Genomic DNA, 23837 nt, shown 5'->3' on the forward strand with positions numbered 1-23837 from the left:
GCCTTTTGCTATCACCCCGGTGGCTTGCGCGGTGATATGAGGATGACAGATGCAAAGCATACTAATCAGCGTTGATCAATTTGACGCGTTTACCCCCCATACCTCTGAACTTATCGATATTGCGGACGCCTTGCTGGCCAAAGGCTGGCGCGTGGATGTCATTAGCTCAACCGCCGGGCAGAAGTTAGCGAGTGAAATCGCACGCCTGAGCGCGACAGGGCGTTTTACTGTCATCACCGAAAAGCAGGGGGCGCTGGAAACCTATTACAACGCCATCTGGATCTATCGCGGCTTCTTTAGCGAAAAGTTACTTGATGCCATCGAAGCCGGGAAACTCGACGGCGCGATGATTTTCCGCCATTTCAGCGATTACAACGATCTCTACTTGCCGTGGGGCGTGGCGCTGGAAAACCAGTTTGCCGCGCTGACGCTGGATCTCTCCGCCCGCACTTCGGCCATCTTGCTACAAACTGGTGTGGAGAGCGCGCAGCTCAAACATCTGCCGTGGTCAGTACCGGCTAGCTTTGGCGCATTTACCCGCACGCGCGACGCGCAAACCTTGTCCCGCGTACTTTATATGGCGGGCAAAATGTCGGCGGAAATGTATGAAGTTCAGCAGCAGGCGAGGGAGGCGGGCATCCAGATCGAGTGGTTCGATCTTAGCCAGCAGGTACAACGCCTCGAACCGGCCTGGCTGGAACAGTATGACGTGATCATCGGTAATGACGAAAGCGTGGCGAAGGCGCTGACGCTTGGGATCCCGCTGTTCCTGGTTAACGAAGGTTACGTTGAAGGTTATCTGAATGCCGATAACCTGGCGCGTCATGAAGCCGATCATTTCTGCGCGGTGACGCTGCACAACTGCCCGGACGCCAATGAATGGGTGGAGCTGCTGCAAAGCGGTTATGCCAGCGCACGCGAGTGGGCGCTGGCGCAGCGTGCGACTTTTGTCAGTAAATGGACGCTGGATACCGCGCTGGAGGCAATTTTTTCGCTGCCGTTGGTGGAAAAATCCCGCCAGCTGGATAACAAAGCACGCTATACGCTGAACTTCCACAGTAAAGCGGTGCTGGCGCAGCAGCAGACCAGCGAGTACTCCTTCAGCCGCTGGCTCGAAGATCGCCAGATTAGCGATGCGCGCCGCGAAGCGCTGCTCTCTTTCGCCGGTGCAAATCCGGACAAAGCCAGTATCGGCGTGGTTATCCTTGGCGATAACGACCGCAGCGCGCAGACCAGAAGTTCTGTAGAAAGCCAGTCGCTGGCTGCCGCCAGCATTGATGTCATTGCCGACGATAACGCCTGGCCTGCGGCAGTAAATGCGCTGCTGAGCACGCGAGATGCCGATGCGCTGTTACTGATCCCCGCCGGTTTTACACTGCGGGATGATGCGTTGTTACGCTTTGCCGAACAACGGATGCAGCAACAAAATGCATGGCTGTTTTATTGCGATGAAATGACGCGCGCGGAAAACGGCGAACCACTCCTGACGCTGCGTCCTGATGTCAATATTGACCTGCTGCGCGGCGTGCCGTATGTCGGGCGCGTTCTGCTTTTTTCGCGTGATATTGCCCGCCAGCTCGGTGGCCTGAACAGCCACTATCCGCAGGCGGCAATGATCGACTTGCTGTGGCGCTTTGTTGAAGGGCAGGGAACACCGGCGCTGGGCCGCGTTGCCGAAGTGCTGGTAGAGAGCACGGAAGCGGCGTCGTGCTGGAGCGAAAATCCGGCGGTGGTGGCCGAATGCGAACAGATTTTACTGGCGCACCTGCAACGGCTTGGCATTCACGCTTCGCTGGAAGAGGGGTTAGCGGCGAACATCAAACGCCTGCGCTACCACTGGGACGCAAAGCCGCTGGTGTCGATCATTATTCCAACCCGCGATCGCGTTGCCCTGCTCAAACGCTGTATTGAAAGTTTGATGGAGAAAACGCGTTATCAGCACTATGAGCTGTTAATTGTTGATAACCAGTCGGTGGAAGAGGATGCCTGCCGTTTTCTCAATGATCTGGCGGCGCTGGGTATCGATCAGGTGCGCATTTTGCGCTACGACGCGCCGTTTAATTTTGCTGAAATCAACAACGCTGCGGCGCAACAGGCGCGCGGTGAGGTGCTGGTTTTTCTCAATAATGATTGTGAAATTATTGATGGCGGCTGGCTTGATGCCTTGCTGGAGCAGACGCTACGCCCGGAAGTGGGGCTGGTTGGCGCGCGTCTGGAGTATCAGGATGGTCGTATTCAGCACGGCGGCTTTTTGCTCGGCGTGCAGCATGGTGTTGAGGTGGCGTTTGACGGTGTCGACGGCGAAAGCAACGGTTTCCAGCACTATCTGAAAACGCCGCGTAACCTGGCGGCGGTAAGCGCTTCCTGCATGATGGTGCGCAAAGAGGTCTTTTTCGCCCTCAACGGTTTTAACCAGGAAACCTATCCGCTCTATTTTGCCGATGTCGATCTTGGGTTACGCGCGCAGCAGCAAGGCTATCTCAATGTCTGGACACCGTACGCCCGCGTGAAACATATGGGCGGTGCCACCCGCTTACTGGGCGATAAGTTCCATGTGCAGGAGCGCCCGTTACTGACGGATTTTGCCACGCTGCGTAATGAATGGCGGCAAGGGCTGCTGGCAGAACCGTCATACCATCCGTTAATGCAAAAAGCAGGGCAGGCGTTCACGCTCAGCGCGAGCCTGGCGCGCTTGTATCAGCCGTTGCCGGGGCGGCCGCTACCGGTGGTGCTGGCGCATCATGTTAACTGGGTCGGCGGTGGACACCACCGGGTGATGCAACCCTTCAAAGCGCTGGAACGTCACTTGATGATTGAAGGCGGGCTGACCAATACCATACCTGGCGTGATGGAAGCTGCCGCGCAGCAGCCGGATGTGATTTTGCTGGAGCTGATTACCGGCAGCCGTTTCCCGCAGATTATTGAGCAGTTACGCAGCACCAGTAATGCCAAAATCGTGCTGGAGTATGATGACTACCTGCTTAATGTGCCGATTAAAAATGGTTCTCGTCAGCACTTCCCGCAGCAAATGGTGAAGAATTTTCGCAAAGTCGTCGACAGCGCCGACTGGCTGGTGGTTTCCACCGCGCCGTTGGCGGACGCCTACAGCCGTTTCCATAGCGACATCCGTATTGCGCAAAACCGTCTTGCGCCGAATCAGTGGGAACATCTGTTGAGCGAGCGTGGCACGGGCAAAAAAGTGCGCGTTGGCTGGGCTGGCGGCAGTTCTCATACCGGCGATCTGGAGATCTTATTGCCGCTGATTAAGGCGTTGGAAGGGAAGGTGGAATGGGTCTTTATGGGCATGAAACCACGCAATGTCCGCTGTGAATTCCACCCTGGGGTGCCGTTTGAAATGTACCCGGAAAAACTGGCCAGCCTCAATCTCGACCTGGCATTAGTACCGCTGGAAATTAATCAGTTCAACGAATGTAAGAGCAACCTGCGTCTGCTGGAGATCGGCACCTGCGGTGTACCGATCATTGCCACCGACATCGTGCCTTACCGTTGCGATCTGCCGGTGACGCTGGTGGAAAACCGCTTCAAAGACTGGATGAATGCGGTTCAGGCCTATATCAACGATGCCGATTTACGTCACCGGCAGGGCGATGCGCTGCGTGAAGCGGTGCTGAATAACTGGTATTTGCGCGGCGCAGGCCTGGATGACTGGCAGCAGGGCTGGTTACCAAAAGCATAATTTTCTCTGCCAGGCCGGCGGGCCTGGCAAACGTTCAAGGAATATCGATGAATAACCTCGCTCAGTACCCCTATCTGATTGTGGCACCCGATTACTCGGAGGCATCGGCCGGAATACAAGTGCTGCACTATTTTTGCCAGACAATCAATAATTCAGGCGGAAAAGCGTGGATTGTGGGCGGGACGGTTAACCCAAAATGGAATACGCCGCGTCTTACGGAAGACGATTATGCGCAATTACAGAGCTCAGGTGAGCCGTGGATTGCGGTCTACCCGGAAGTGACGAGCGGCAACCCGCTGCGCGCGCCGGTGGTAGTGCGCTATATGCTCAACAGAGAAGGGGTGATGAATGGCAATCGCCTCGATTTTTCGCCTGACGATCTGTTTTTCTGGTATCGCGTGGAATTCGCCGAAAAAGAGTTTCAACCGGCGCTGTTAAATATTGAGAATTACGACCTCGAGCTGTTCCAGGATGATTATCCTCATAAGGATCTGGACTTACTCTATATTAACCGCCTTCCCGCCAGCGTTATTGAATATGACAAATTGCCGAAAAATCTGACGGTACTGAGTATGCAAAACCCGTTGCCGCTCGAAGAACTGGCAAAAGTTCTCAAGCGCGGGCGCGTGTTATATACCTATGAATCTTCTGGTACCTGTCTGCTGGCGAATTTGTGTGGTTGTCCGGTCGTTGGGCTGGTTGCCCCAGGTTACGAAAGCTATGCATTAAGTGAAAAAACGATACGCGAAAACGGTAATGCAGGTTATACGCTGATGAATACCCCGGAAGCTATCGAACACGCACGCGAAAACCTGTATAAGTCGCGCGAGCAATTATTACTGAGACGCGAACGATCGCTGGTGCAATTCAGGGACTTCATAGAAAAAACACAACGTAAAGCGCAAGAAAAAGCACAACAACATTACCGCAATACGTTTCAGGGTTGGCTTGAAAATAGCGTGGCGGAAAAACGCAGTGATACAGGCTCTTCACTGGCGTTGCTGTTCGTTATTCTCAATCCGCACGGCGACAGCGCTGCTGTTAATATCACCGTTGATTCTTTACGTGGACAATTAGGCAATTTGCCGAATGCCCGCATTCTTCTCGTGCAGGATGGCGCGCATCACGACGCAACGGATAACACCCTCTCGGTTGTCGATTTTCAGCATTACCAGCACCATTTTGCCAGCCTGGTTCAGACCACTTCTGTCGACTGGTTACAGGTGGTTCCTGCCGGTGTGACCTACAGGCATGACAGCGTGTATCGTTTAGCCCGAACACTGCAAGAGCGCTCCGCTGCACAGGCTATTTATGCTGATGAAGCCGTGAAGCATGCGGATTCGGTGACGCATTTTTTCAAGCCAGAATTTAATCTTGATCTCTTTGTCAGTGCGCCATCCCGTTATTTGCAACGGGTTTTCTTTCGCGCATCGGCATGGCTGGAATGCGGTGGCTGGGACACTCACGCCGGGCTGGCTTTTGAATTCGATCTCATCACAAAATTGATTGCCCGTTATGACACCGCCGCCATTGGTCATTATGCGGATATCGTCAATATTGTTGACGAGAAAATGCTCACTCCGGCAAGCATTGAGACAGAGGGCGGCATTGTCGGGACTTTCGCCGCGCAGCGTAATTTGCCGGTAGATCACGTGGAGTATTGCGACGGTGTCGCGTGGCGGATCCATTACCCACTGAATAATACGGGGCGGGTGAGTGTTGTCTTAACCCATAATCATGATGCTAATTTAATGACGCGCTGTATCGCGTCGCTGGTGGATAACACCGACTGGCATGATTACGACATTATTATCCCCGTGATAAACACCACCGACCCGATTGTTTTGCAGACCGCGCGGGAAGTTGAAAAACTATTACCCGGCAAGGTTCAGGTGCTTGAGCTGAATAACTGCAGTGAAGTGCAGGCGGTAAATATTGCTGCGTCACACGCGGCGGGCGCGTCTTTATTGTTATTAGACGTAAGATCGGTTTTCGTCTTAAAAAGCTGGTTAAACACCTTACTCAATCCGATGGTGCGCCCGGAAGTGGCGTGTAGCGGGCCGAAAATCATTAGCTTTGATAAAAAGCTAATCAGCGCAGGGATGATTGTTGGCGCGGATAATGGCATCGCGAATGTCGGCGCTGGAGAAGACTGGCAATCTTTCGGTTATCAGGCTCGCTATCAGTGTGAACAAAATTACTCCGTGCTCAATAGCCTGTGTTTGCTTGTCAAAAAAGAGTGTTTCACGCAGGCAGGCGGGCTGGATGAAAAATACACGTCGCTTGAAGTGAGTTCGGCGGCGTTTTGTCTGGCTGTGCAAAAAATGGGTTACGTCTCTGTCTGGACGCCGTACAGCATCATTGCCTCGGACAATTATCACTTTATGCAGAGTGAGTACCGGCAATCACTGCTACCGCAAATGACCGCGCTGATGGAAGACTTCAGCGAGGTATTTGCAGGCGATCCCGCGTATAGCAACTCTTTGTCGCTGAGTTCGCCACTCTTTACGCTGGACGCCAGCGTTATACAAAACCGCTGTTGTGCAAGCCCGGCGCACATGCCGGTGGTATTGCTGGTTTTGCGTTCGCAGACCATTTATACAAAACGCTTAACGCATTATTTCCGCATGATGGAAGAAGCCGGCGAGATCGCGCTTGTTATCAACGATGCGTTGCCTGCGCTACCCGCGTTACTCAGAACGCGTCCCGCCATCACCATTTTGGATGCTCAATTTAGTGAAAGTGATATCAGCACCGTTACGCAGTTTCGCGCGATGACGGGGCAGGTTGTGCATTGTCTTTTCGATGAAAATGCCGAGCCGCTGATTGCACGCCAGAATAGCCAACCTCTGCCGTTTGATCGCTGGCTGGTATTAAATCCCGCGCTGGAAAAATGGGGGCGCGGCAAAGGGCTGGACGTTTTGCGAATCCCTGATTACCTCCCGCAGGAATGGTTTTCACAGGGTAAAGCCGTTGCGGTGAATGCTCCGCGGCGCGTGTTATGCCCTGTCTTTTCTCTCACCGGGAAAGAGCGGGACTTTATCTTTCAGCTGATAGAAAAAACGCATCACATTGTTGACTGGTATATTTTTGGCGAGTGTCCAGCCAGCTGGTACCCGCTGGTGAAGGGCACCTTCAGATACCATGCTAATCCTGTCTCGGTGGAGACGCTGGATGCGCTGAGCCCGGATGTGGTGATTTTGTTCCGCGATAATAACCATGAGCATCGGTTTGCGGATAGTTATGCCGTGTTGCAGTACGCCGCACGAAATATCACCGTTATTTGCAGTGATTTCCCTTGTTTCAGCGAGTATGACTTCGCGACGAAACTGAAACCTAAAATGGCGCTGTGGACGCAGGCCATCGACGATTTCGCCCCCAAAGGCAATCCGCTCTGCGAGAATCAACAACAAATCAACAACTTGCTAACAGATCACTATCTCTTTGATGAACCGCGCCAACAAGCGCTGCTCGCCATGCTGAAACAATAGGTCATTTTGCGGCAATGAAACCCGGTAGTGCGGCATTACCGGGTTTTTTGCTGACAGGGGATTACGTAAGCCCTGCCATTTTTCCGCCGCCTGCGCAGACCCGGCCAGTTTACCTTTAGCACCGGGGGGAAAAGCATAACAAAATGCCCCCTGTTTCACCGATAGCTCGCCAGGCGCGTCGTTATGATGAACAGATAATTCCTACGCGCGCAGGTTTGTCTATGGACAATAATATCTTTGTTACCAGCCCTCTTTTGCCACCGCTGGAAGAGTTTATTCCTTACCTTGAGAAGATCTGGAACAACCGGATCCTTACTAATGGCGGTGTTTTCCATCAGGAACTTGAAGAGGCGCTGGCAAGTTACCTTGGCGTGAAACATGTCTGCCTGTTCGCAAACGGCACGCTGGCGCTGCTCACCGCACTGCAGGCGCTCCGCGTTACCGGCGAGGTCATTACCACGCCGTACTCCTTTGTTGCCACCTCCCATACCCTGTTATGGAATGGCCTGACGCCGGTTTTCGCCGACATCGATCCGCAAACTTACAATATCAATCCTGAGCGTGTCGAAGAACTGATCACCCCGCAGACCACGGCGATCATGCCGGTTCACTGCTACGGCATTCCCTGCGATGTGGACAAAATCCAGCAGGTCGCGGATATCTACGGCCTGAAAGTGATTTATGACGCGGCGCACGCGTTTGGCGTGAAGAAAAACGGCGTCAGTATTTTGAATCACGGGGATTTGTCGGTGCTGAGTTTCCACGCAACGAAAGTGTTTAACACCTTCGAAGGCGGCGCGATTATTTGCCACGATGCGCGGACCAAGCAGCGTATCGATTATTTGAAAAACTTCGGTTTTGCCGGGGAAACGCGCGTTGTTGCGCCTGGTATCAATGCCAAAATGAACGAAGTTGAAGCGGCATTTGGCTTGCTACAGCTTAAACATATCGATCAGGCACTGGCCGATCGCCAGGCGCTTTACCAGCATTATGTGGAATTATTGCAGGGGATCGACGGCGTTCGTCTGCTGGATGTGCCTGCTGATGTGACCTGGAACCATGCTTACTTCCCGGTTTTGATTGAACCGGAGTTCGGCATCGATCGCGATTCGCTTTATGACGTGCTGAAAAATGCCGGCATTTTAACGCGTCGCTATTTCTACCCGCTGATTAGCTCTTTCAGTATGTATCGCGGGTTTGCTTCCTCGCAGAAAGAGAATTTGCCGTGCGCAAATGCTATCGCTGACAAAGTGCTGTGCTTACCGATTTATCCGGGGCTGGCGCGCGAAGATCAACAGCGTATCACTGACATCATTCGCGGTGTCGCCGCAACTGCAACACCCGGTGCGGCGGTGATTTCGCTGGAGGGCGCATGACGGCTATGCGCACTGCGATGATCCTCGATGCAGGATTTGCCTCGTTGCCTTTACAACGGGCGATCAAAACGGCGGGCTTCACCACGCTGGTGTGTAGCGGTAAGCCGCACGATGCGGGAATGAAATCGGCGGATATTGCCAAAGTCCAGAATTATGCCGACCGCGATGCGGTGTTAGCGATTGCCCGCGAACACAATATTGCGGCCATTACGCCTGGCGTGACCGATGTCTCGTACCTGACGGGGAGCCGCGTTGCCGCCGAACTGGGCTTGCCTGGTTTTGACTCGCCGGATGTCAGCGACACGCTTTTTCTTAAAGATCGCTTCCGCGCCTGGGCAGAGCAACAGGGCTATCCGATCCCGCGTGCGGTAAGACGTGCTGAAGATGCGCGCCATCTCCCGTTTCCGTTGCTGGTAAAACCGATTGATGCCTATAGCGGCATCGGCATTACCCTGGTGCAGCAGGCCGCAGAACTCAACGATGCCGTGGCAAAAGCACGTAGCGCTTCGCAAAACGGCGAGTGCGTGATTGAAACCTTTTGCCAGGGCGCGCTGTACAGCCACTCTGTGTTTATCCGTGGCGGGGAGATTGTCTGCGAATTTTTCGTCGATGAGTTCTGCACTGTCTACCCCTGGCAGGTCAACAGTAGCAGTTTGAGTCTTTCCCTGACGGAAAGCATGCGAGACCGCGTTAGCGAATGTATGCAAACCCTGGTGCGCCAGCTTCAACTGGTCGACGGTTTGCTGCACACCCAGTTTATAGCCAATGACGATGATTTTTGGCTTATCGAACTTACCCGGCGCTGCCCGGGCGATCTCTATTCCCGTTTGATTGAGCTTTCAACCGGTGTTGATTACTCCAGCGAGTTTGTTGCCCCGTTCCTGGGTTGCCAGCACGCCACGGCGTTTTCAGCGCGGCGACCTGCGCATCTTCGCGCTATAGCGCGGCACACTATTTCCAGCGATGTCGATACCCATTTTACCGGCTACCTTTTTGCGCCGCTGGCAGCACGCATTATCGAAACTATTCCGCTGAAATTGCCAGGCGATCGGCTGGAGCCCGCGCCGCGTGACAGGGCAGGGTTGGTATTCGCCGAATTTGATGATGTTGCTGAACTGGCGCGTCTGACGCCGCAGCTAAAAAACTATTTTTCCTTTAAAACGACGTAAGGACCGGATTATGGCTAAGCCCTTATCCCTGGCATTTATCGGCGGCGGCCTTAATTCCGCCATCGGTATGACCCATAAAATCGCCAGCCAGATGGATGGACATTTCCAGTTATCCGCCGGCTGTTTCAGCCGGGATGACGCCCTGAATCGGCAAACCGGCATGGCCTGGGGGCTTGATGAGAGCAAGATTTACCAGGATGCGTTGACACTGCTTGAGAAAGAGCACGCGCATCTGGATGCGGTGGTGGTGCTAACGCCTACGCCCGCGCACCGCGAAATTCTGATGGCGTGTCTGGAATATCCGCTGCCGATCATTTGCGAAAAAGCGTTAGTGGCGAGCGTCAAGGATGCTGAAGACATTCAGCAGCGCGTTGACGAGGTGAATAGCCAGCTCTACGTGACGTTCAACTATACCGGTTATCCGATGGTGCGCGAATTACGCCAGCGTTTGCAAAGCGGCGCGCTGGGCCGAATTCAGCACGTGATGGTTGAGATGCCACAAGAGGGTTTCAGCCGCTGTCGCAGTGACGGTAGCATCGCGTTGCCGCAAACCTGGCGGCGCACGGATAACGCGATCCCGACGGTATCGCTGGATCTTGGCGTACATGTCCATCAGCTGGTGGAATTCCTCACCGAGAAACATGCGCTGGATGTCTATGCCGTTAACAGTACCTTTGCCCGTGTGCCGGGCGTCGTTGACACGGTGAATATCGTCTCACGTTATAGCGATGATGTGGTGTGCAACTACTGGTATGGCAAGGCAGCGCTGGGTTATCGCAACGGTTTGCGGATCAGGGTGTATGGCACAGAAGGCAGCGCGGAATGGCTGCAAATGGAGCCCGAGTATTTACGTATCGCGGATATTCACGGCAACGTTAGCATTATTGACCGCACGGCGAGTGACAACACGGTGGCGAACCAGGAGCGGTACTGCCGCTTTAAAGCTGGCCATCCCGCCGGGTTTATTGAAGCCTTTGCGAACTATTACTGTGATATCGCAGCAGCATTACGCGGCGAAGCGAATGGTTATGCTATTGGCTCGCAGGTGGCTTTAAAAGGATTAGCTTTCCTTGAAAGCGCCAACAAAAGCGCATTAGCGCAACAAAAAATCATACTGTGATAGCCACTTATTGTGTACTGAATGAGTCTCTGAGGTAGATATGTCTATTCTTGAAAAAATTAGCGAGTCCAGAAACCATTTTCTCGATACGATCGACGAAATGCAGAACAATGGTCGTCCGTTGGTATTATGCGGTGCCGGTTATTTAGGGCAAAAAACATGGGAATTTTTGACCAGCCAGAATGTGAAGGTTGATTATGTCGCGGTCAATGAGAAATATTTTACCGAAGGTTCAACCTTTTACGGTTACGATATCATCAATTTAGACCAACTGGCCCGACAAGAAGGCACCTATAATTACATTCTGGCTATCCAGTATGTGAGCGCTGAATTAGAAGCGATGCTCGCAAACAATGCTGAAAGCATATTGATCTTCGATCACTCTTTTATTGGCGTGAATACCGATACGCTTTATACCGCCGAATTTTGTCAGGAAAATGAGGCTGCTTTGACGGAGTTTTATAACTCCTTAGGCGATGAGCGCTCAAAAGAAACGCTGGTGGCGTTTATTAATCAACGTATTTGCGCGCGCAGCTTGTACTACGGTAAATATTTCGATCCTAACCACTATCTTGCAGAAGACCTGGTGCGTTTGCAGGATAACGAAGTGTATGTCGATTGCGGCGCTTACGATGGCGACAGCGTGGTAGCATTCCTGAAAGCTGCGCAGAAGCAGGGCGTGAAGAAACCGGCAAAAATCCTCGCTTTTGAACCAGAAGAGAAAAACTTCGCTTTATTACAACGTGCTGATATTGGTGATGTTGAACTGAAAGCCATCAATAAAGGTGTCTGGTCGGAAAATACCACATTACGCTTTGATTCCGGAATGGATACCTCGTCTCGTTTAAGCGAAGGGGAAGGTAACACGTCCATTGATGTGGTCAGCATTGATAATGCCCTTGAAGGCACGAATTACGCTACATTTATTAAAATGGATATTGAGGGGGCGGAACTGGAAGCGCTAAAAGGTGCGCAACATACCATTCGTGCATCTTTGCCTGTTCTGACTATTAGCTTGTATCACAAGCCGGAAGATTTGCTGACGATCCCGCAATACATTCGTGAACTGTCGGATAATTATCGTTTTTATTTGCGCGGGCATCATCCGGCGCTGGCTTTTGAGCTGGTGTTATATGCATTACCGGCCGGGAGAACGGTTCAATAAAGTCAAATAACCCCCATTTCACCCACTATTCATCCGATTAAAACCACTCCAGAATCGGATAATCGTGCCGATAACTCAATTAACGCAGGGCTGTTTATCGTGAATTCACTCTATACCGCTGAAGGTGTAATGGATAAACACTCGCTGTGGCAGCGTTATGTACCTCTTGTGCGTCACGAAGCATTGCGCCTGCAGGTGCGTTTGCCGGCGAGTGTGGAACTGGACGACCTGCTACAGGCGGGCGGTATCGGTTTACTGAATGCAGTAGACCGATATGACGCTCTGCAAGGAACGGCATTTACCACTTACGCAGTACAGCGTATTCGTGGGGCGATGCTGGACGAATTGCGCAGCCGCGATTGGGTGCCGCGCAGCGTTCGGCGTAATGCCCGCGAAGTGGCGCAGGCAATGGGGCAACTTGAGCAAGAACTGGGACGTAACGCGACGGAAACAGAAGTGTCGCAGCGTCTTGGAATTCCTGTAGAGGAATACCGTCAGATGCTGCTCGATACCAATAACAGCCAGCTTTTCTCCTATGATGAATGGCGGGAAGAGCATGGCGACAGTATCGAGCTGGTCACTGACGATCATCAACAGGAAAACCCGTTATTCCAGTTAATGGAAAGTAATTTACGTCACCGGGTCATGGAAGCGATTGAATCGCTGCCGGAACGTGAACAACTTGTCCTGACACTGTACTACCAGGAAGAACTCAATCTGAAAGAGATTGGCGCCGTTCTGGAAGTCGGGGAATCGCGAGTCAGCCAGCTCCATAGCCAGGCCATTAAGCGCTTACGTACCAAGCTGGGTAAGTTATAGGTCGGTGATTCTGCATCACTCCTGGTAAATGCCGTACAACGCATTGACAACCAGGAGTTATCATGACGGTGCAGCAACCTAAAAGACGGCCTCTAAGCCGCTACCTTAAAGACTTTAAACACAGCCAGACGCATTGCGCACACTGCCACAAGCTGCTTGATCGCATCACGCTGGTACGCCGGGGCGAGATCGTGAATAAAATCGCGATTTCGCGTCTGGATATGCTGTTGGATGAAGCGGCCTGGCAACAAGAGCAAAAAGAGTGGGTCGCACTCTGTCGTTTTTGCGGCGATCTGCACTGTAAAGAGCAGAGCGATTTCTTCGATATCATCGGTTTTAAACAATATCTCTTCGAACAAACCGAAATGAGCCACGGTACGGTGCGCGAGTATGTCGTGCGTTTGCGCCGCCTCGGCAACCATCTCACTGAACTTAATATTTCCCGACAGCTGCTTGAAGAAGGGTTCCTCGACGAAAATCTGGAACCGTGGTTACCTGCGACCAGCACCAATAATTATCGGATTGCCTTGCGCAAATATGCGCAGTTTAAAACCCAGATGCGTTTTGCCTCCGTGCAAAAAATCGCTGTAGGTGCAACATCTGATTTATATTAAAAAGGAATAAGATGTAGCCGAGTTGTGCTTGTACTTAGCGTCAGGCACCTTACACTACAGCCAATTTCTTTATCGGGGTAACTATGAAACTAGCACTTTTGGGACGTCAGGCGCTGATGGGTGTGATGGCCGTCGCGCTGGTAGCAGGTATGAGCGTGAAAACATTCGCGGCGGAAAACCTGCTCAATAAAGTCAAAGAGCGTGGCACGCTGTTGGTGGGTCTGGAAGGCACGTATCCGCCGTTTAGTTTCCAGGGCGACGACGGCAAGCTTACTGGTTTTGAAGTGGAGTTCGCCGAAGCGTTGGCGCAGCATCTTGGCGTAAAAGCATCCCTGAAACCCACCAAATGGGACGGCATGCTGGCATCGCTGGATTCTAAACGCATCGACGTGGTGATTAACCAAGTCACCATCTCCGATGAGCGCAAGAAAAAGTATGATTTCTCCACGCCCTATACCGTTTCGGGTATCCAGGCGCTGGTGAAAAAAGGGAACGAAGCGGGCATCAAATCCGCCGCGGACCTGAAAGGCAAGAAAGTGGGCGTGGGTCTCGGCACTAACTATGAAGAGTGGCTGCGTAAGAACGTGCAGGGCGTTGATATTCGCACCTATGATGATGACCCGACAAAATATCAGGATCTGCGCGTTGGCCGTATTGACGCCATCCTGGTCGATCGTCTGGCCGCGCTGGATCTGGTGAAGAAAACCAAAGATACGCTGGCGGTAGCGGGGGATGCGTTTTCACGTCAGGAATCCGGCGTTGCGCTGCGTAAAGGTAATGACGATTTGCTGAAAGCTATCGACGCAGCCATTGCCGAGATGCAAAAAGACGGCACCATGAAAACGCTGTCGGAAAAATGGTTTGGCGCGGATGTGACGAAGTAATCGTTGCCCGCTAAAAAAAGGCGCTTAATCAAGCGCCTTTTTTATTTGATCGCTTTTAGTGTGCATAATAAAAAGCAGTTGCTAACGTTACCCGGTCTTCGGAGGTTTTATGCCCTTGCACAATGTGACCCGCTTTCCGCGCCTCGAGTTGATTGGTGCGCCCACGCCGCTGGAATATTTGCCGCGGCTTTCCGATTACCTGGGACGCGAAATTTTTATTAAACGCGATGATGTCACGCCGGTGGCGATGGGCGGCAATAAGCTGCGCAAACTCGAGTTTCTGGCAGCGGATGCGCTGCGCGAGGGCGCTGATACGCTGATTACCGCCGGGGCGATTCAGTCCAATCATGTTCGTCAGACGGCGGCCGTGGCGGCCAAATTAGGTCTGCACTGCGTTGCGCTATTAGAAAACCCGATTGGTACCACAGCAGAAAACTACCTCACCAATGGCAACCGCTTGCTGCTGGATCTGTTTAATGCGCAGATCGAAATGTGCGATGCGTTGACGGATCCCACTGCGCAACTGGAGGAACTGGCGACGCGTGTTGAAGCACAGGGTTTTCGCCCTTATGTGATCCCGGTTGGTGGCTCAAACGCGCTGGGCGCAATGGGGTATGTGGAAAGTGCGCTGGAAATCGCCCGGCAATGCGAAGGTGCGGTGGCCCTTTCGTCGGTGGTGGTGGCTTCCGGCAGTGCCGGTACGCACGCCGGGCTGGCGGTCGGGCTTGAGCAACTGATGCCGGAGGTGGAGCTGATTGGCGTGACGGTTTCGCGTAGCGTTGCGGATCAGAAACCGAAAGTGGTGACGCTGCAACAGGCGATTGCGCGAGAACTCGAATTGCAGGCCAATGCCGATATTCTGTTGTGGGATGATTACTTCGCGCCAGGCTACGGCACGCCGAATGATGAAGGAATGGAAGCGGTCAAATTGCTTGCCCGTCTGGAAGGCATTTTGCTCGATCCGGTTTATACCGGCAAAGCGATGGCCGGGTTACTGGATGGTATTGAACAGAATCGCTTTAAAGATAACGGGCCAATCCTGTTTATCCATACGGGCGGCGCACCGGCGCTGTTTGCCTATCACCCCCATATTTAATTCCCAGACAGAGCAAAAATAATGCAAGAGAGTCTACAACTGGTTATCGACTCCGCGCCTTACCTGTTAAAGGGCGCGGTATTTACACTGCAACTCAGTATTGGCGGGATGTTTTTTGGTTTACTGCTGGGCTTTCTGCTGGCGCTGATGCGCATGTCGTCGTTCTTACCTGTGCGCTGGCTGGCGCGTTTTTACATTTCGATTTTTCGCGGTACGCCGCTTATCGCCCAGTTATTTATGATCTACTACGGTCTGCCGCAGTTTGGTATTGAGCTGGATCCTATTCCGTCGGCGATGATTGGTCTGTCACTTAATACGGCGGCCTACGCAGCGGAAACGTTGCGCGCGGCGATTTCGTCTATCGATAAAGGGCAGTGGGAAGCGGCGGCCAGTATAGGCATGACGCCGTGGCAAACGTTGCGTCGCGCGATTCTGCCGCAGGCCGCGCGTGTCGCGCTGCCACCGTTGAGCAACAGTTTTATTAGCCTGGTGAAAGATACGTCACTGGCAGCCACTATCCAGGTGCCGGAACTGTTCCGCCAGGCGCAGTTAATCACCTCCCGTACGCTGGAAGTGTTCACTATGTACCTTGCGGCGTCGCTGATTTACTGGGTAATGGCGACGGTGCTTTCTTCGCTGCAAAACTATTTCGAAAACCAGCTTAATCGTCAGGAGCGTGATCCGAAATGAGTGCTATCGACGTGAAAAATCTGGTGAAAAAATTCCACGGCCAGACGGTGTTGCACGGTATCGATCTTGAGGTGCAACAGGGCGAAGTGGTGGCGATTATTGGCCCGAGCGGTTCCGGTAAAACCACCTTGTTGCGCAGTATTAACCTGCTTGAACAGCCGGAGAATGGCACAATCCGCGTGGGCGATATCACCATTGATACTGCGCGATCGCTGAGCCAGCAGAAAAGTGCTATCCGCCAGTTACGCCAGCATGTCGGGTTTGTCTTTCAGAACTTCAATCTGTTCCCGCACCGGACAGTGCTGGAGAACATTATTGAAGGGCCGGTGATCGTGAAAGGCGAGCCCAAAGACGAGGCGGTCGCGCGGGCGCGCGAACTGCTGGTAAAAGTGGGGCTGAGTGGCAAAGAGAATCGCTACCCGCGGCGTTTGTCTGGCGGGCAGCAGCAGCGTGTGGCGATAGCCCGCGCGCTGGCGATGCGTCCGGATGTGATCCTCTTCGACGAGCCGACGTCCGCGCTTGATCCTGAGCTGGTGGGTGAAGTGCTTAATGCCATTCGCCAGCTGGCGCAGGAAAAACGCACGATGGTGATTGTCACGCATGAGATGAGCTTTGCGCGTGACGTGGCGGACAGGGCAATATTTATGGATCAGGGGCGCATTGTGGAACAAGGACCCGCGAAAGCGTTGTTTGCCAACCCGCAGCAACCGCGTACGCGCCAGTTTCTGGAAAAATTCCTCATGCAGTAATGCCTTCGCGGTTCAGCGCCCATTGCGGCTGAATCGCGTTAATTTCACTTAAGTTAAAGTTCGCTGGTTTTATTACGTACAAATTTTGCAGGGATATTTCCCGGCTTTCTGTTGTGCGCCTGAAACGCCTGGCCGTTATTCCCTCCTGAAGATACCGTTAACGTTGGCGTTAAACGCAACTTATTTCCGGCGGTATCGATATTTTATATTTATAATTAAGTTTTATGTGTTAGTTTATTGTATACAAAATAATGATTATTAAAACCAGGGGTATTACCGGTCGGTATGCAGGATACAGAATTCTTTACCTGGCGTCGTGACATGATGTCGCGGTTCCAGGAGATGACAACATCCCAGGATGTTTATTCCGAATTACAGCGGCAGACACAGCTGCTGGAATTTGATTATTTTTCGCTTTGCGTTCGTCACCCGGTGCCTTTTACCCGGCCGAAGTTGAGCGTTGAAACCTCTTATCCACAAGCGTGGATGCAGCATTATCAGGCAGAGAATTACTTTGCTATTGACCCGGTGCTGAAGGCTGAAAACTTCATTCAGGGACATCTTCCCTGGAATGACAAACTCTTTCGCGATGCCACGGTATTGTGGGATGCCGCACGGGATCACGGATTGCGTAAAGGTATTTCGCAGTGCCTGATGTTGCCCAATCATGCGATGGGTTTTTTGTCCGTGTCGCGTACCAGTCTGTTTGGCAAAATGATGTCGGATGATGAAATTGAATTGCGCCTGCAGACGTTGGTGCAGTTAAGCCTGCTGGCATTAACGCGTCTGGAAGATCAGATGGTGCTGGCGCCTGAAATGAAATTCAGTAAGCGTGAACGTGAAATTCTCAAGTGGACGGCGGAAGGTAAAACATCTGCAGAGATCGCGATGATTTTATCCATCTCCGAAAACACCGTTAATTTTCATCAAAAAAATATGCAGAAGAAATTTAACGCGCCGAACAAAACACAGATCGCATGCTACGCAGCGGCGACAGGGATGATTTAAATATCCCTTATGTTTTGCCCGGCAAAGATAGCCAGCTGACAAACTTATTTTGGCAGCCGGTTATTATTTACTGGCGATAGGCTTGTTTAATTTGCTTAACAGTACCGGAAAATACTGTCGCCTGAGCTTCGTCTTCCATTTGTTCGATTTGCTTTTCCATTTTAAGGATAACGCGTCCGGCGTCTGCCTGGCCCATGGCCTGCAGCATCAGCGTAATCATTGATTTCAGGCAGGAGACTTCCAGCGCCAGTTCCTTTGCATTATCAGCAGTGGAAAAATCAGGTGTGCTCAATTTATTTTCCTCGTTACGGTGTCGCGCAGGTGCGCGACGGACACTGTCAAAGCGGCGGAGTATACCATAATGATGGCAAAAGAAAGCAGTGGTTGTTTTTTGATCATTGTTTTCAGTTTATTAAATTAAACCTGACGGTAATTAACGGTACTGCGTTTAATTGTCGAAGAATATATGTTTAAGCAAGGTTTAGAGGCAGTTAATTGTTGTTACATGCAAAGCGTGCTAATAATCATACATGCAAAGACAATTTTAGAGTAACTTTTTGAAAATCAGGGCTAAAACTTTTTTAGCGCTGCGCTTTAAAAGATCGCGGAACTTTCCACACGCTGTATAACTTAATTTCCAAAAACGCGAACAAAATCGAAAGTTACTGGTTTTTTAACCTTTCACTGTTAGATGAAAAAAAGTTAATATACCTTGAATTAGGCTTTTGTCGCGTTATCCCTATTCCGGAGATACTCCATTGATCAACGTACTACTTGTTGATGACCATGAACTGGTGCGCGCAGGGATACGACGCATTCTTGAAGACATTAAGGGCATAAAAGTTATCGGTGAGGTCAACTGTGGGGAAGATGCCATTAAATGGTGTCGTGCCAATACGGTTGATGTCGTTCTGATGGATATGAACATGCCCGGTATCGGTGGCCTTGAAGCGACGCGGAAAATCGCGCGTGGTAATGCTGATACCAAAGTGATTATGCTTACTGTCCACACTGAAAACCCACTGCCCGCGAAAGTGATGCAGGCAGGAGCAGCGGGCTACCTCAGCAAAGGCGCTGCGCCGCAGGAAATGGTGAACGCTATCCGCTCTGTGCAGTCTGGTCAGCGCTATATCGCTTCCGACATTGCTCAGCAAATGGCGCTTAGCCAAATCGAACCCGAAAAAACGGACTCGCCGTTCGACAGTTTGTCTGAACGTGAATTGCAGATTATGCTGATGATCACCAAAGGCCAGAAGGTCAATGAGATCTCAGAACAGCTACATCTGAGCCCAAAAACGGTGAATAGCTACCGCTATCGTATGTTCAGCAAATTGAACATTCACGGCGACGTCGAACTGACGCACCTCGCTATTCGCCACGGGTTGTGCAATGCGGAGACGTTAATAAGTCAGTGACTGAAGTTTTTGATTCGAAAGCATTTCTCAAAACGGTTACCAGTAAACCCGGCGTCTATCGTATGTATGATGCCGGCGGCACTGTTATCTATGTCGGTAAAGCGAAAGACCTGAAAAAACGGCTTTCCAGCTATTTTCGCAGCAACCTTGCCTCGCGCAAAACGGAAGCGCTGGTTGCACAGATCAAACAGATTGATGTCACCGTTACCCATACGGAAACCGAAGCGCTGTTGCTTGAGCATAACTACATCAAGCTCTACCAGCCCCGGTATAACGTGCTGCTGCGTGACGATAAATCCTACCCGTTTATTTTTCTCAGCGGTGATACGCATCCTCGTCTTTCCATGCATCGCGGTGCGAAGCATGCCAAAGGGGAGTACTTTGGGCCTTTCCCGAACGGTTATGCTGTGCGCGAGACGCTGGCGTTGCTGCAGAAAATTTTCCCTGTTCGCCAGTGTGAGAACAGCGTTTATCGCAACCGCTCACGCCCCTGCCTGCAATACCAGATTGGTCGCTGCCTTGGGCCGTGTGTCGCCGGGTTGGTCAGCGAAGAGGAGTATGCGCAGCAGGTTGACTATGTACGCCTCTTTCTTGCCGGTAAAGATGATCAGGTACTGACTCAGCTTATCGCACGTATGGAAAAAGCCAGCCAGGCGCTGGAGTTTGAAGAAGCGGCACGTATCCGCGACCAGATTCAGGCCGTACGCCGCGTGACCGAAAAACAGTTTGTTTCTAATACTGGCGATGATTTAGACGTTATTGGCGTGGCTTTTGATGCCGGAATGGCCTGCGTGCATGTGCTGTTTATCCGGCAGGGAAAAGTGCTTGGCAGCCGCAGCTATTTCCCGAAAGTGCCAGGCGGGACTGAGCTTGGCGAAGTAGTGGAGACATTTGTTGGCCAGTTCTACTTGCAGGGGAGCCAGATGCGTACCTTGCCGGGTGAAATTTTGCTCGATTTCAATTTGAGCGATAAAACGCTGCTGAGCGACTCGCTTTCCGAACTCGCTGGCAGGCGGGTGAATGTGCAAACCAAACCGCGCGGTGACCGTGCGCGTTACCTTAAACTGGCGCGTACCAACGCCGCTACGGCGCTGACAACCAAACTTTCTCAGCAATCCACGGTTCACCAGCGGCTTGCTGCGCTGGCCAGCGTGCTTAAGCTGCCGGAAGTGAAGCGCATGGAGTGTTTCGACATCAGCCATACGATGGGGGAGCAAACCGTGGCCTCATGCGTCGTATTTGATGCCAATGGGCCGTTGCGTGCGGAGTATCGACGCTACAACATCAGTGGTATTACGCCGGGTGATGACTACGCGGCGATGAATCAGGTGCTACGTCGCCGCTACGGTAAAGCGATCGAAGAGAGCAAAATTCCCGATGTGATCCTTATCGATGGTGGTAAAGGGCAATTAGGGCAGGCGAAAGCCGTTTTTGCCGAACTGGATGTGGCGTGGGATAAAAATAAACCGTTGCTGTTGGGCGTAGCAAAAGGGGCCGATCGAAAAGCCGGTCTGGAAACGTTGTTCTTTGAGCCGGAAGGTGAGGGCTTTAGCCTGCCGCCGGATTCACCAGCACTGCACGTTATCCAGCATATTCGCGATGAGTCACACGATCACGCCATCAGTGGACACCGCAAAAAACGCGCGAAAGTGAAAAACACCAGTTCACTGGAGACCATTGAAGGTGTCGGGCCGAAGCGACGTCAGATGTTGTTAAAATATATGGGCGGTTTACAAGGTTTACTCAATGCAAGTATTGATGAAATCTCAAAAGTGCCGGGGATCTCGCAAGGACTGGCAGAAAAGATCTACTACTCGTTGAAACATTAAGGGCTCTGTAGCACCATAGAGCGAATATTTACGGACAACAGACAGTTAACGCCACTATGCGATTTAATATCCCTACGTTGCTTACCCTATTTCGCGTCATCCTGATCCCATTTTTCGTGCTGGCGTTTTATCTTCCCTTTCCGTGGGCGCCGTTTGTTTGTGCACTGATTTTCTGTTGTGCTGCAGTAACCGACTGGTTTGACGGTTTTCTGGCGCGTCGCTGGAATCAAAGTACCCGTTTTGGTGCCTTCCTCGATCCTGTTGCTGACAAAGTGCTGGTTGCGATTGCGATGGTGCTGGTCGCAGAACACTACCACAGCTGGTGGGTGACGCTGCCGGCGGCAACGATGATCGCGCGGGAGATCATTATCTCTGCGTTGCGTGAATGGATGGCGGAAATGGGTAAGCGCAGCCGTGTGGCCGTTTCGTGGATTGGTAAAGTCAAAACCACGTCGCAGATGGTCGCGCTGGTATGGCTCCTCTGGCGTCCGAATATCTGGGTTGAATATGCCGGCATTGCGCTGTTTTTCGTTGCCGCAGTATTAACGCTGTGGTCAATGCTGCAATACCTCAATGCTGCGCGTGGCGATCTGCTTGAACCGTGATCGTTTCGTCGCAATTTTCAGCAAACGATCCGGGTTTTGAAAAATATCGTTGACTCAGTGCGTCAGGTAAGTAGAATGCAACGCATCGGAAGGCAGCGCAGCTCGCCAGATGATTGTAAAATCAAGAGATTACAAGAAATCTTGATAATGCGGGAATAGCTCAGTTGGTAGAGCACGACCTTGCCAAGGTCGGGGTCGCGAGTTCGAGTCTCGTTTCCCGCTCCAGTTTAACGCATCGGCTATATTAGCGGGTGTGGGTTGCAAAACCTGTAGTATTCAGGCGCGTTAGCAAAGCGGTTATGTAGCGGATTGCAAATCCGTCTAGTCCGGTTCGACTCCGGAACGCGCCTCCAATTTCCTTCCCGAGCCCGGATGGTGGAATCGGTAGACACAAGGGATTTAAAATCCCTCGGCGTTCGCGCTGTGCGGGTTCAAGTCCCGCTCCGGGTACCATGGGAAAACAAGAATAAAATCAATGATAAGCAGTGTCGTGAAACCGCCCCTAAAGGCGGTTTTTTTATGCCTGTATTTCATGTTCCATAATATCGTTTCGTAATATTTTTACCCGTTCAACGATGGGAGCGACAGCAACCTTGCGGCCATAATGCGCAGTTTGTACAACTCTTCTATGTCCTGAAATTTCCTTTTTTCATTTCACGTTCCCTGCATAGCGGTGTCATAACTCATGCATTTGCTGACGCGTGTAAGCTTACCTGTGCTTGTGCGCTGGCAATCATCTGCCTGGAACGTTGTAGAGAGTGAACAAAATGCTGACCCCTTAATGAAGGGAAGAGCGGTGTGAGCATGTACATTGAACATGCCAGCACTCACACCTGATGGCGGTGATTAACCCACTTCCGGGAGCAACCCGGCGACGATAGAGAACTGAATAACAATAATCGCGACACCGCAGGCAAAAATCAGACACAGCGCCGGTTTGCCGCCGAGTACGCGATAACCGCTTTGCGAATGATGCTTACGGCTTTGCCATGCCAGCATTGAAGGCAACAACAGCGCCAGCACGGAAAGAGCAACGCCGGCATAGCCCAACGCCATTACAAAGCCACGCGGGTAAAACAGCGCAAACGCCAGCGGTGGCAGAAACGTGATAGCGCCTGTCTGTAAACGTCCTGCGACATTGTTGCGGCGCTGGAACAAATCGGCAAGGTAATCAAAGAGACCGAGCGATACACCAAGGAAAGAGGTTGCAAGCGCCAGGTCGGCAAACAGATGTACCGCTAACTCAACGTGTGGTGATGCCACCACTTCGCGTAATGCCTGCAACAGACCATTAAGCCCGGCCTGGCTGGCCAGCAGCCCGGTGAAGGTCTGGGAATCAATACTGCCAAGCGTCGCCAGTTGCCAGAAAATATAGGCTACCAGCGGGATGGCGCTGCCGGTAATAAACACCCCGCGCAGTTTACGAATATTGCCGCCCATATAACTGACGATGCTGGGGACGCTGCCGTGAAAACCAAATGAGGTGAAAATGACCGGTATGGCGGACAGCGCCAGACCTTTTTCCAGCGGCATGGTCAGCAAATTAGCCTTATGAATATGCGGCATCAGCAGCGCCAGCATCACTACCAGGAACAACAGTTTGGCGCTGAACAGAAAACGGTTAAACAGATCGACCAGTGAGGTTCCTGCGCACACAACGCCGCCGGCAACAAAAGTGAACAGTAACACACCAGCCGTGGGCGAAAGCGAAATGTTAAGCCACGCGCTGATGCTTGCGGCCAGCAATTCACCTGCGCCACTGATATATGCCGCCGTCAGCGCATACATCAAAAACATCATGCTAAAGCCTGTCACCCACTGACCATATTTCCCCAGATAACGCCGGGCCAGCGATCCAAGTCCGGTATCTGCCGGGACATGCTGATAAACCTCCAGCAGAAGAAGGGCGGTGTAACACATCACGGCCCATAAAGTGAAAAGTAAAACAAAAGTGGTTGCAAAACCTACGCCTGCCGCTGCCAGCGGCATTGCCAGCATTCCCGCGCCGATGGTGGTTCCGGCGACGATAAAAACACTACCCAGTGTTCGATTCTTCACGCTTTCCTCTGTAATAAAACACACTGCCAGCTCAAGATGCGGCGCAGAGTAA

Annotated in this window: 19 protein-coding genes and 3 tRNA genes; 19 read left to right on the top strand and 3 right to left on the bottom strand. The window is 52.0% G+C overall.

Annotation, left to right across the window (positions count from 1 at the left end; all coding sequences use genetic code 11):
• Nucleotides 1-49 precede the first annotated feature (49 nt).
• The 13 genes from O3S68_RS03030 to sdiA all read left to right on the top strand — a co-directional run bounded on the left by O3S68_RS03030 (nucleotide 50) and on the right by sdiA (nucleotide 17878).
• Nucleotides 50-3697 (top strand): glycosyltransferase, encoded by a 3648-nt coding sequence (locus O3S68_RS03030; RefSeq protein WP_269230769.1) that lies wholly within the window; start codon nucleotides 50-52, stop codon nucleotides 3695-3697.
• A gap of 47 nt (nucleotides 3698-3744) precedes the next feature.
• Nucleotides 3745-7188 (top strand): glycosyltransferase family 2 protein, encoded by a 3444-nt coding sequence (locus tag O3S68_RS03035; RefSeq protein ID WP_269230770.1) that lies wholly within the window; start codon nucleotides 3745-3747, stop codon nucleotides 7186-7188.
• A gap of 221 nt (nucleotides 7189-7409) precedes the next feature.
• Nucleotides 7410-8564 (top strand): DegT/DnrJ/EryC1/StrS family aminotransferase, encoded by a 1155-nt coding sequence (locus O3S68_RS03040; RefSeq protein ID WP_097405741.1) that lies wholly within the window; start codon nucleotides 7410-7412, stop codon nucleotides 8562-8564.
• Nucleotides 8561-9733 carry an ATP-grasp domain-containing protein gene (locus O3S68_RS03045; RefSeq protein ID WP_269230771.1) on the top strand — a complete coding sequence of 391 codons (1173 nt, stop codon included), beginning with the start codon at nucleotides 8561-8563 and terminating at the stop codon, nucleotides 9731-9733. The genes O3S68_RS03040 and O3S68_RS03045 overlap by 4 nt, the downstream gene beginning before the upstream one ends.
• A 10-nt stretch (nucleotides 9734-9743) precedes the next feature.
• On the top strand, nucleotides 9744-10853 hold the full coding sequence (locus O3S68_RS03050) for a Gfo/Idh/MocA family protein (protein WP_020454177.1): 1110 nt from the start codon (nucleotides 9744-9746) through the stop codon (nucleotides 10851-10853).
• Between the two features lie 40 nt (nucleotides 10854-10893).
• Nucleotides 10894-12018: an FkbM family methyltransferase gene (locus O3S68_RS03055; protein ID WP_045511247.1), complete on the top strand. Its 1125-nt coding sequence runs from the start codon at nucleotides 10894-10896 to the stop codon at nucleotides 12016-12018.
• A gap of 99 nt (nucleotides 12019-12117) precedes the next feature.
• On the top strand, nucleotides 12118-12837 hold the full coding sequence (locus O3S68_RS03060; protein ID WP_007371523.1) for an RNA polymerase sigma factor FliA: 720 nt from the start codon (nucleotides 12118-12120) through the stop codon (nucleotides 12835-12837).
• Nucleotides 12838-12899: 62 nt separating this feature from the next.
• Nucleotides 12900-13451 carry a flagella biosynthesis regulatory protein FliZ gene (fliZ, locus tag O3S68_RS03065; RefSeq protein WP_017458347.1) on the top strand — a complete coding sequence of 184 codons (552 nt, stop codon included), beginning with the start codon at nucleotides 12900-12902 and terminating at the stop codon, nucleotides 13449-13451.
• A gap of 83 nt (nucleotides 13452-13534) precedes the next feature.
• A complete protein-coding gene (gene tcyJ, locus O3S68_RS03070; protein ID WP_017458346.1) occupies nucleotides 13535-14335 on the top strand; it encodes a cystine ABC transporter substrate-binding protein in 801 nt (266 codons plus the stop codon).
• A 109-nt stretch (nucleotides 14336-14444) separates the two neighbouring features.
• Nucleotides 14445-15431, top strand: coding sequence for a D-cysteine desulfhydrase (dcyD, locus tag O3S68_RS03075; RefSeq protein WP_269230772.1), 987 nt, complete (start codon nucleotides 14445-14447; stop codon nucleotides 15429-15431).
• Nucleotides 15432-15452: 21 nt separating this feature from the next.
• Nucleotides 15453-16121, top strand: a complete 669-nt coding sequence (gene tcyL, locus O3S68_RS03080; protein WP_020454172.1) for a cystine ABC transporter permease — start codon at nucleotides 15453-15455, stop codon at nucleotides 16119-16121.
• Complete coding sequence (tcyN, locus tag O3S68_RS03085) at nucleotides 16118-16870, top strand: L-cystine ABC transporter ATP-binding protein TcyN (protein WP_160269644.1); 753 nt, start codon at nucleotides 16118-16120, stop codon at nucleotides 16868-16870. The genes tcyL and tcyN overlap by 4 nt, the downstream gene beginning before the upstream one ends.
• A gap of 285 nt (nucleotides 16871-17155) precedes the next feature.
• Complete coding sequence (gene sdiA / locus O3S68_RS03090) at nucleotides 17156-17878, top strand: transcriptional regulator SdiA (protein WP_020454170.1); 723 nt, start codon at nucleotides 17156-17158, stop codon at nucleotides 17876-17878.
• Between the two features lie 67 nt (nucleotides 17879-17945).
• Here sdiA and O3S68_RS03095 read toward each other — a convergent pair whose 3' ends face one another.
• Nucleotides 17946-18170 (bottom strand): DUF2594 family protein, encoded by a 225-nt coding sequence (locus tag O3S68_RS03095; RefSeq protein WP_020454169.1) that lies wholly within the window; start codon nucleotides 18168-18170, stop codon nucleotides 17946-17948.
• Nucleotides 18167-18277 carry a hypothetical protein gene (locus tag O3S68_RS24245; protein ID WP_419177755.1) on the bottom strand — a complete coding sequence of 37 codons (111 nt, stop codon included), beginning with the start codon at nucleotides 18275-18277 and terminating at the stop codon, nucleotides 18167-18169. Before O3S68_RS24245 ends, O3S68_RS03095 begins: the two co-directional genes overlap by 4 nt.
• A gap of 359 nt (nucleotides 18278-18636) precedes the next feature.
• Here O3S68_RS24245 and uvrY point away from each other — a divergent pair, with 359 nt between their 5' ends.
• The 6 genes from uvrY (at nucleotide 18637) to O3S68_RS03125 (ending at nucleotide 22180) form a co-directional block, all read left to right on the top strand.
• The gene (uvrY, locus tag O3S68_RS03100; RefSeq protein WP_020454168.1) at nucleotides 18637-19293 is read left to right on the top strand and encodes a UvrY/SirA/GacA family response regulator transcription factor; all 657 of its coding nucleotides are present in this window, start codon (nucleotides 18637-18639) and stop codon (nucleotides 19291-19293) included.
• Nucleotides 19290-21122: an excinuclease ABC subunit UvrC gene (uvrC, locus tag O3S68_RS03105; protein ID WP_020454167.1), complete on the top strand. Its 1833-nt coding sequence runs from the start codon at nucleotides 19290-19292 to the stop codon at nucleotides 21120-21122. Before uvrY ends, uvrC begins: the two co-directional genes overlap by 4 nt.
• A 56-nt stretch (nucleotides 21123-21178) precedes the next feature.
• Nucleotides 21179-21727 (top strand): CDP-diacylglycerol--glycerol-3-phosphate 3-phosphatidyltransferase, encoded by a 549-nt coding sequence (gene pgsA, locus O3S68_RS03110; RefSeq protein WP_017458337.1) that lies wholly within the window; start codon nucleotides 21179-21181, stop codon nucleotides 21725-21727.
• A 149-nt stretch (nucleotides 21728-21876) separates the two neighbouring features.
• Nucleotides 21877-21952, top strand: a tRNA-Gly gene (locus O3S68_RS03115).
• A 54-nt stretch (nucleotides 21953-22006) separates the two neighbouring features.
• A tRNA-Cys gene (locus O3S68_RS03120) sits at nucleotides 22007-22080 on the top strand.
• A gap of 13 nt (nucleotides 22081-22093) precedes the next feature.
• Nucleotides 22094-22180, top strand: a tRNA-Leu gene (locus tag O3S68_RS03125).
• Nucleotides 22181-22573: 393 nt separating this feature from the next.
• Here the strand turns inward: O3S68_RS03125 and tyrP are convergent.
• Nucleotides 22574-23785, bottom strand: a complete 1212-nt coding sequence (gene tyrP / locus O3S68_RS03130) for a tyrosine transporter TyrP (RefSeq protein ID WP_045511397.1) — start codon at nucleotides 23783-23785, stop codon at nucleotides 22574-22576.
• Nucleotides 23786-23837: the final 52 nt, after the last annotated feature.

Source organism: Kosakonia sp. SOY2 (genome assembly GCF_027109175.1).
Classification (GTDB): domain Bacteria; phylum Pseudomonadota; class Gammaproteobacteria; order Enterobacterales; family Enterobacteriaceae; genus Kosakonia.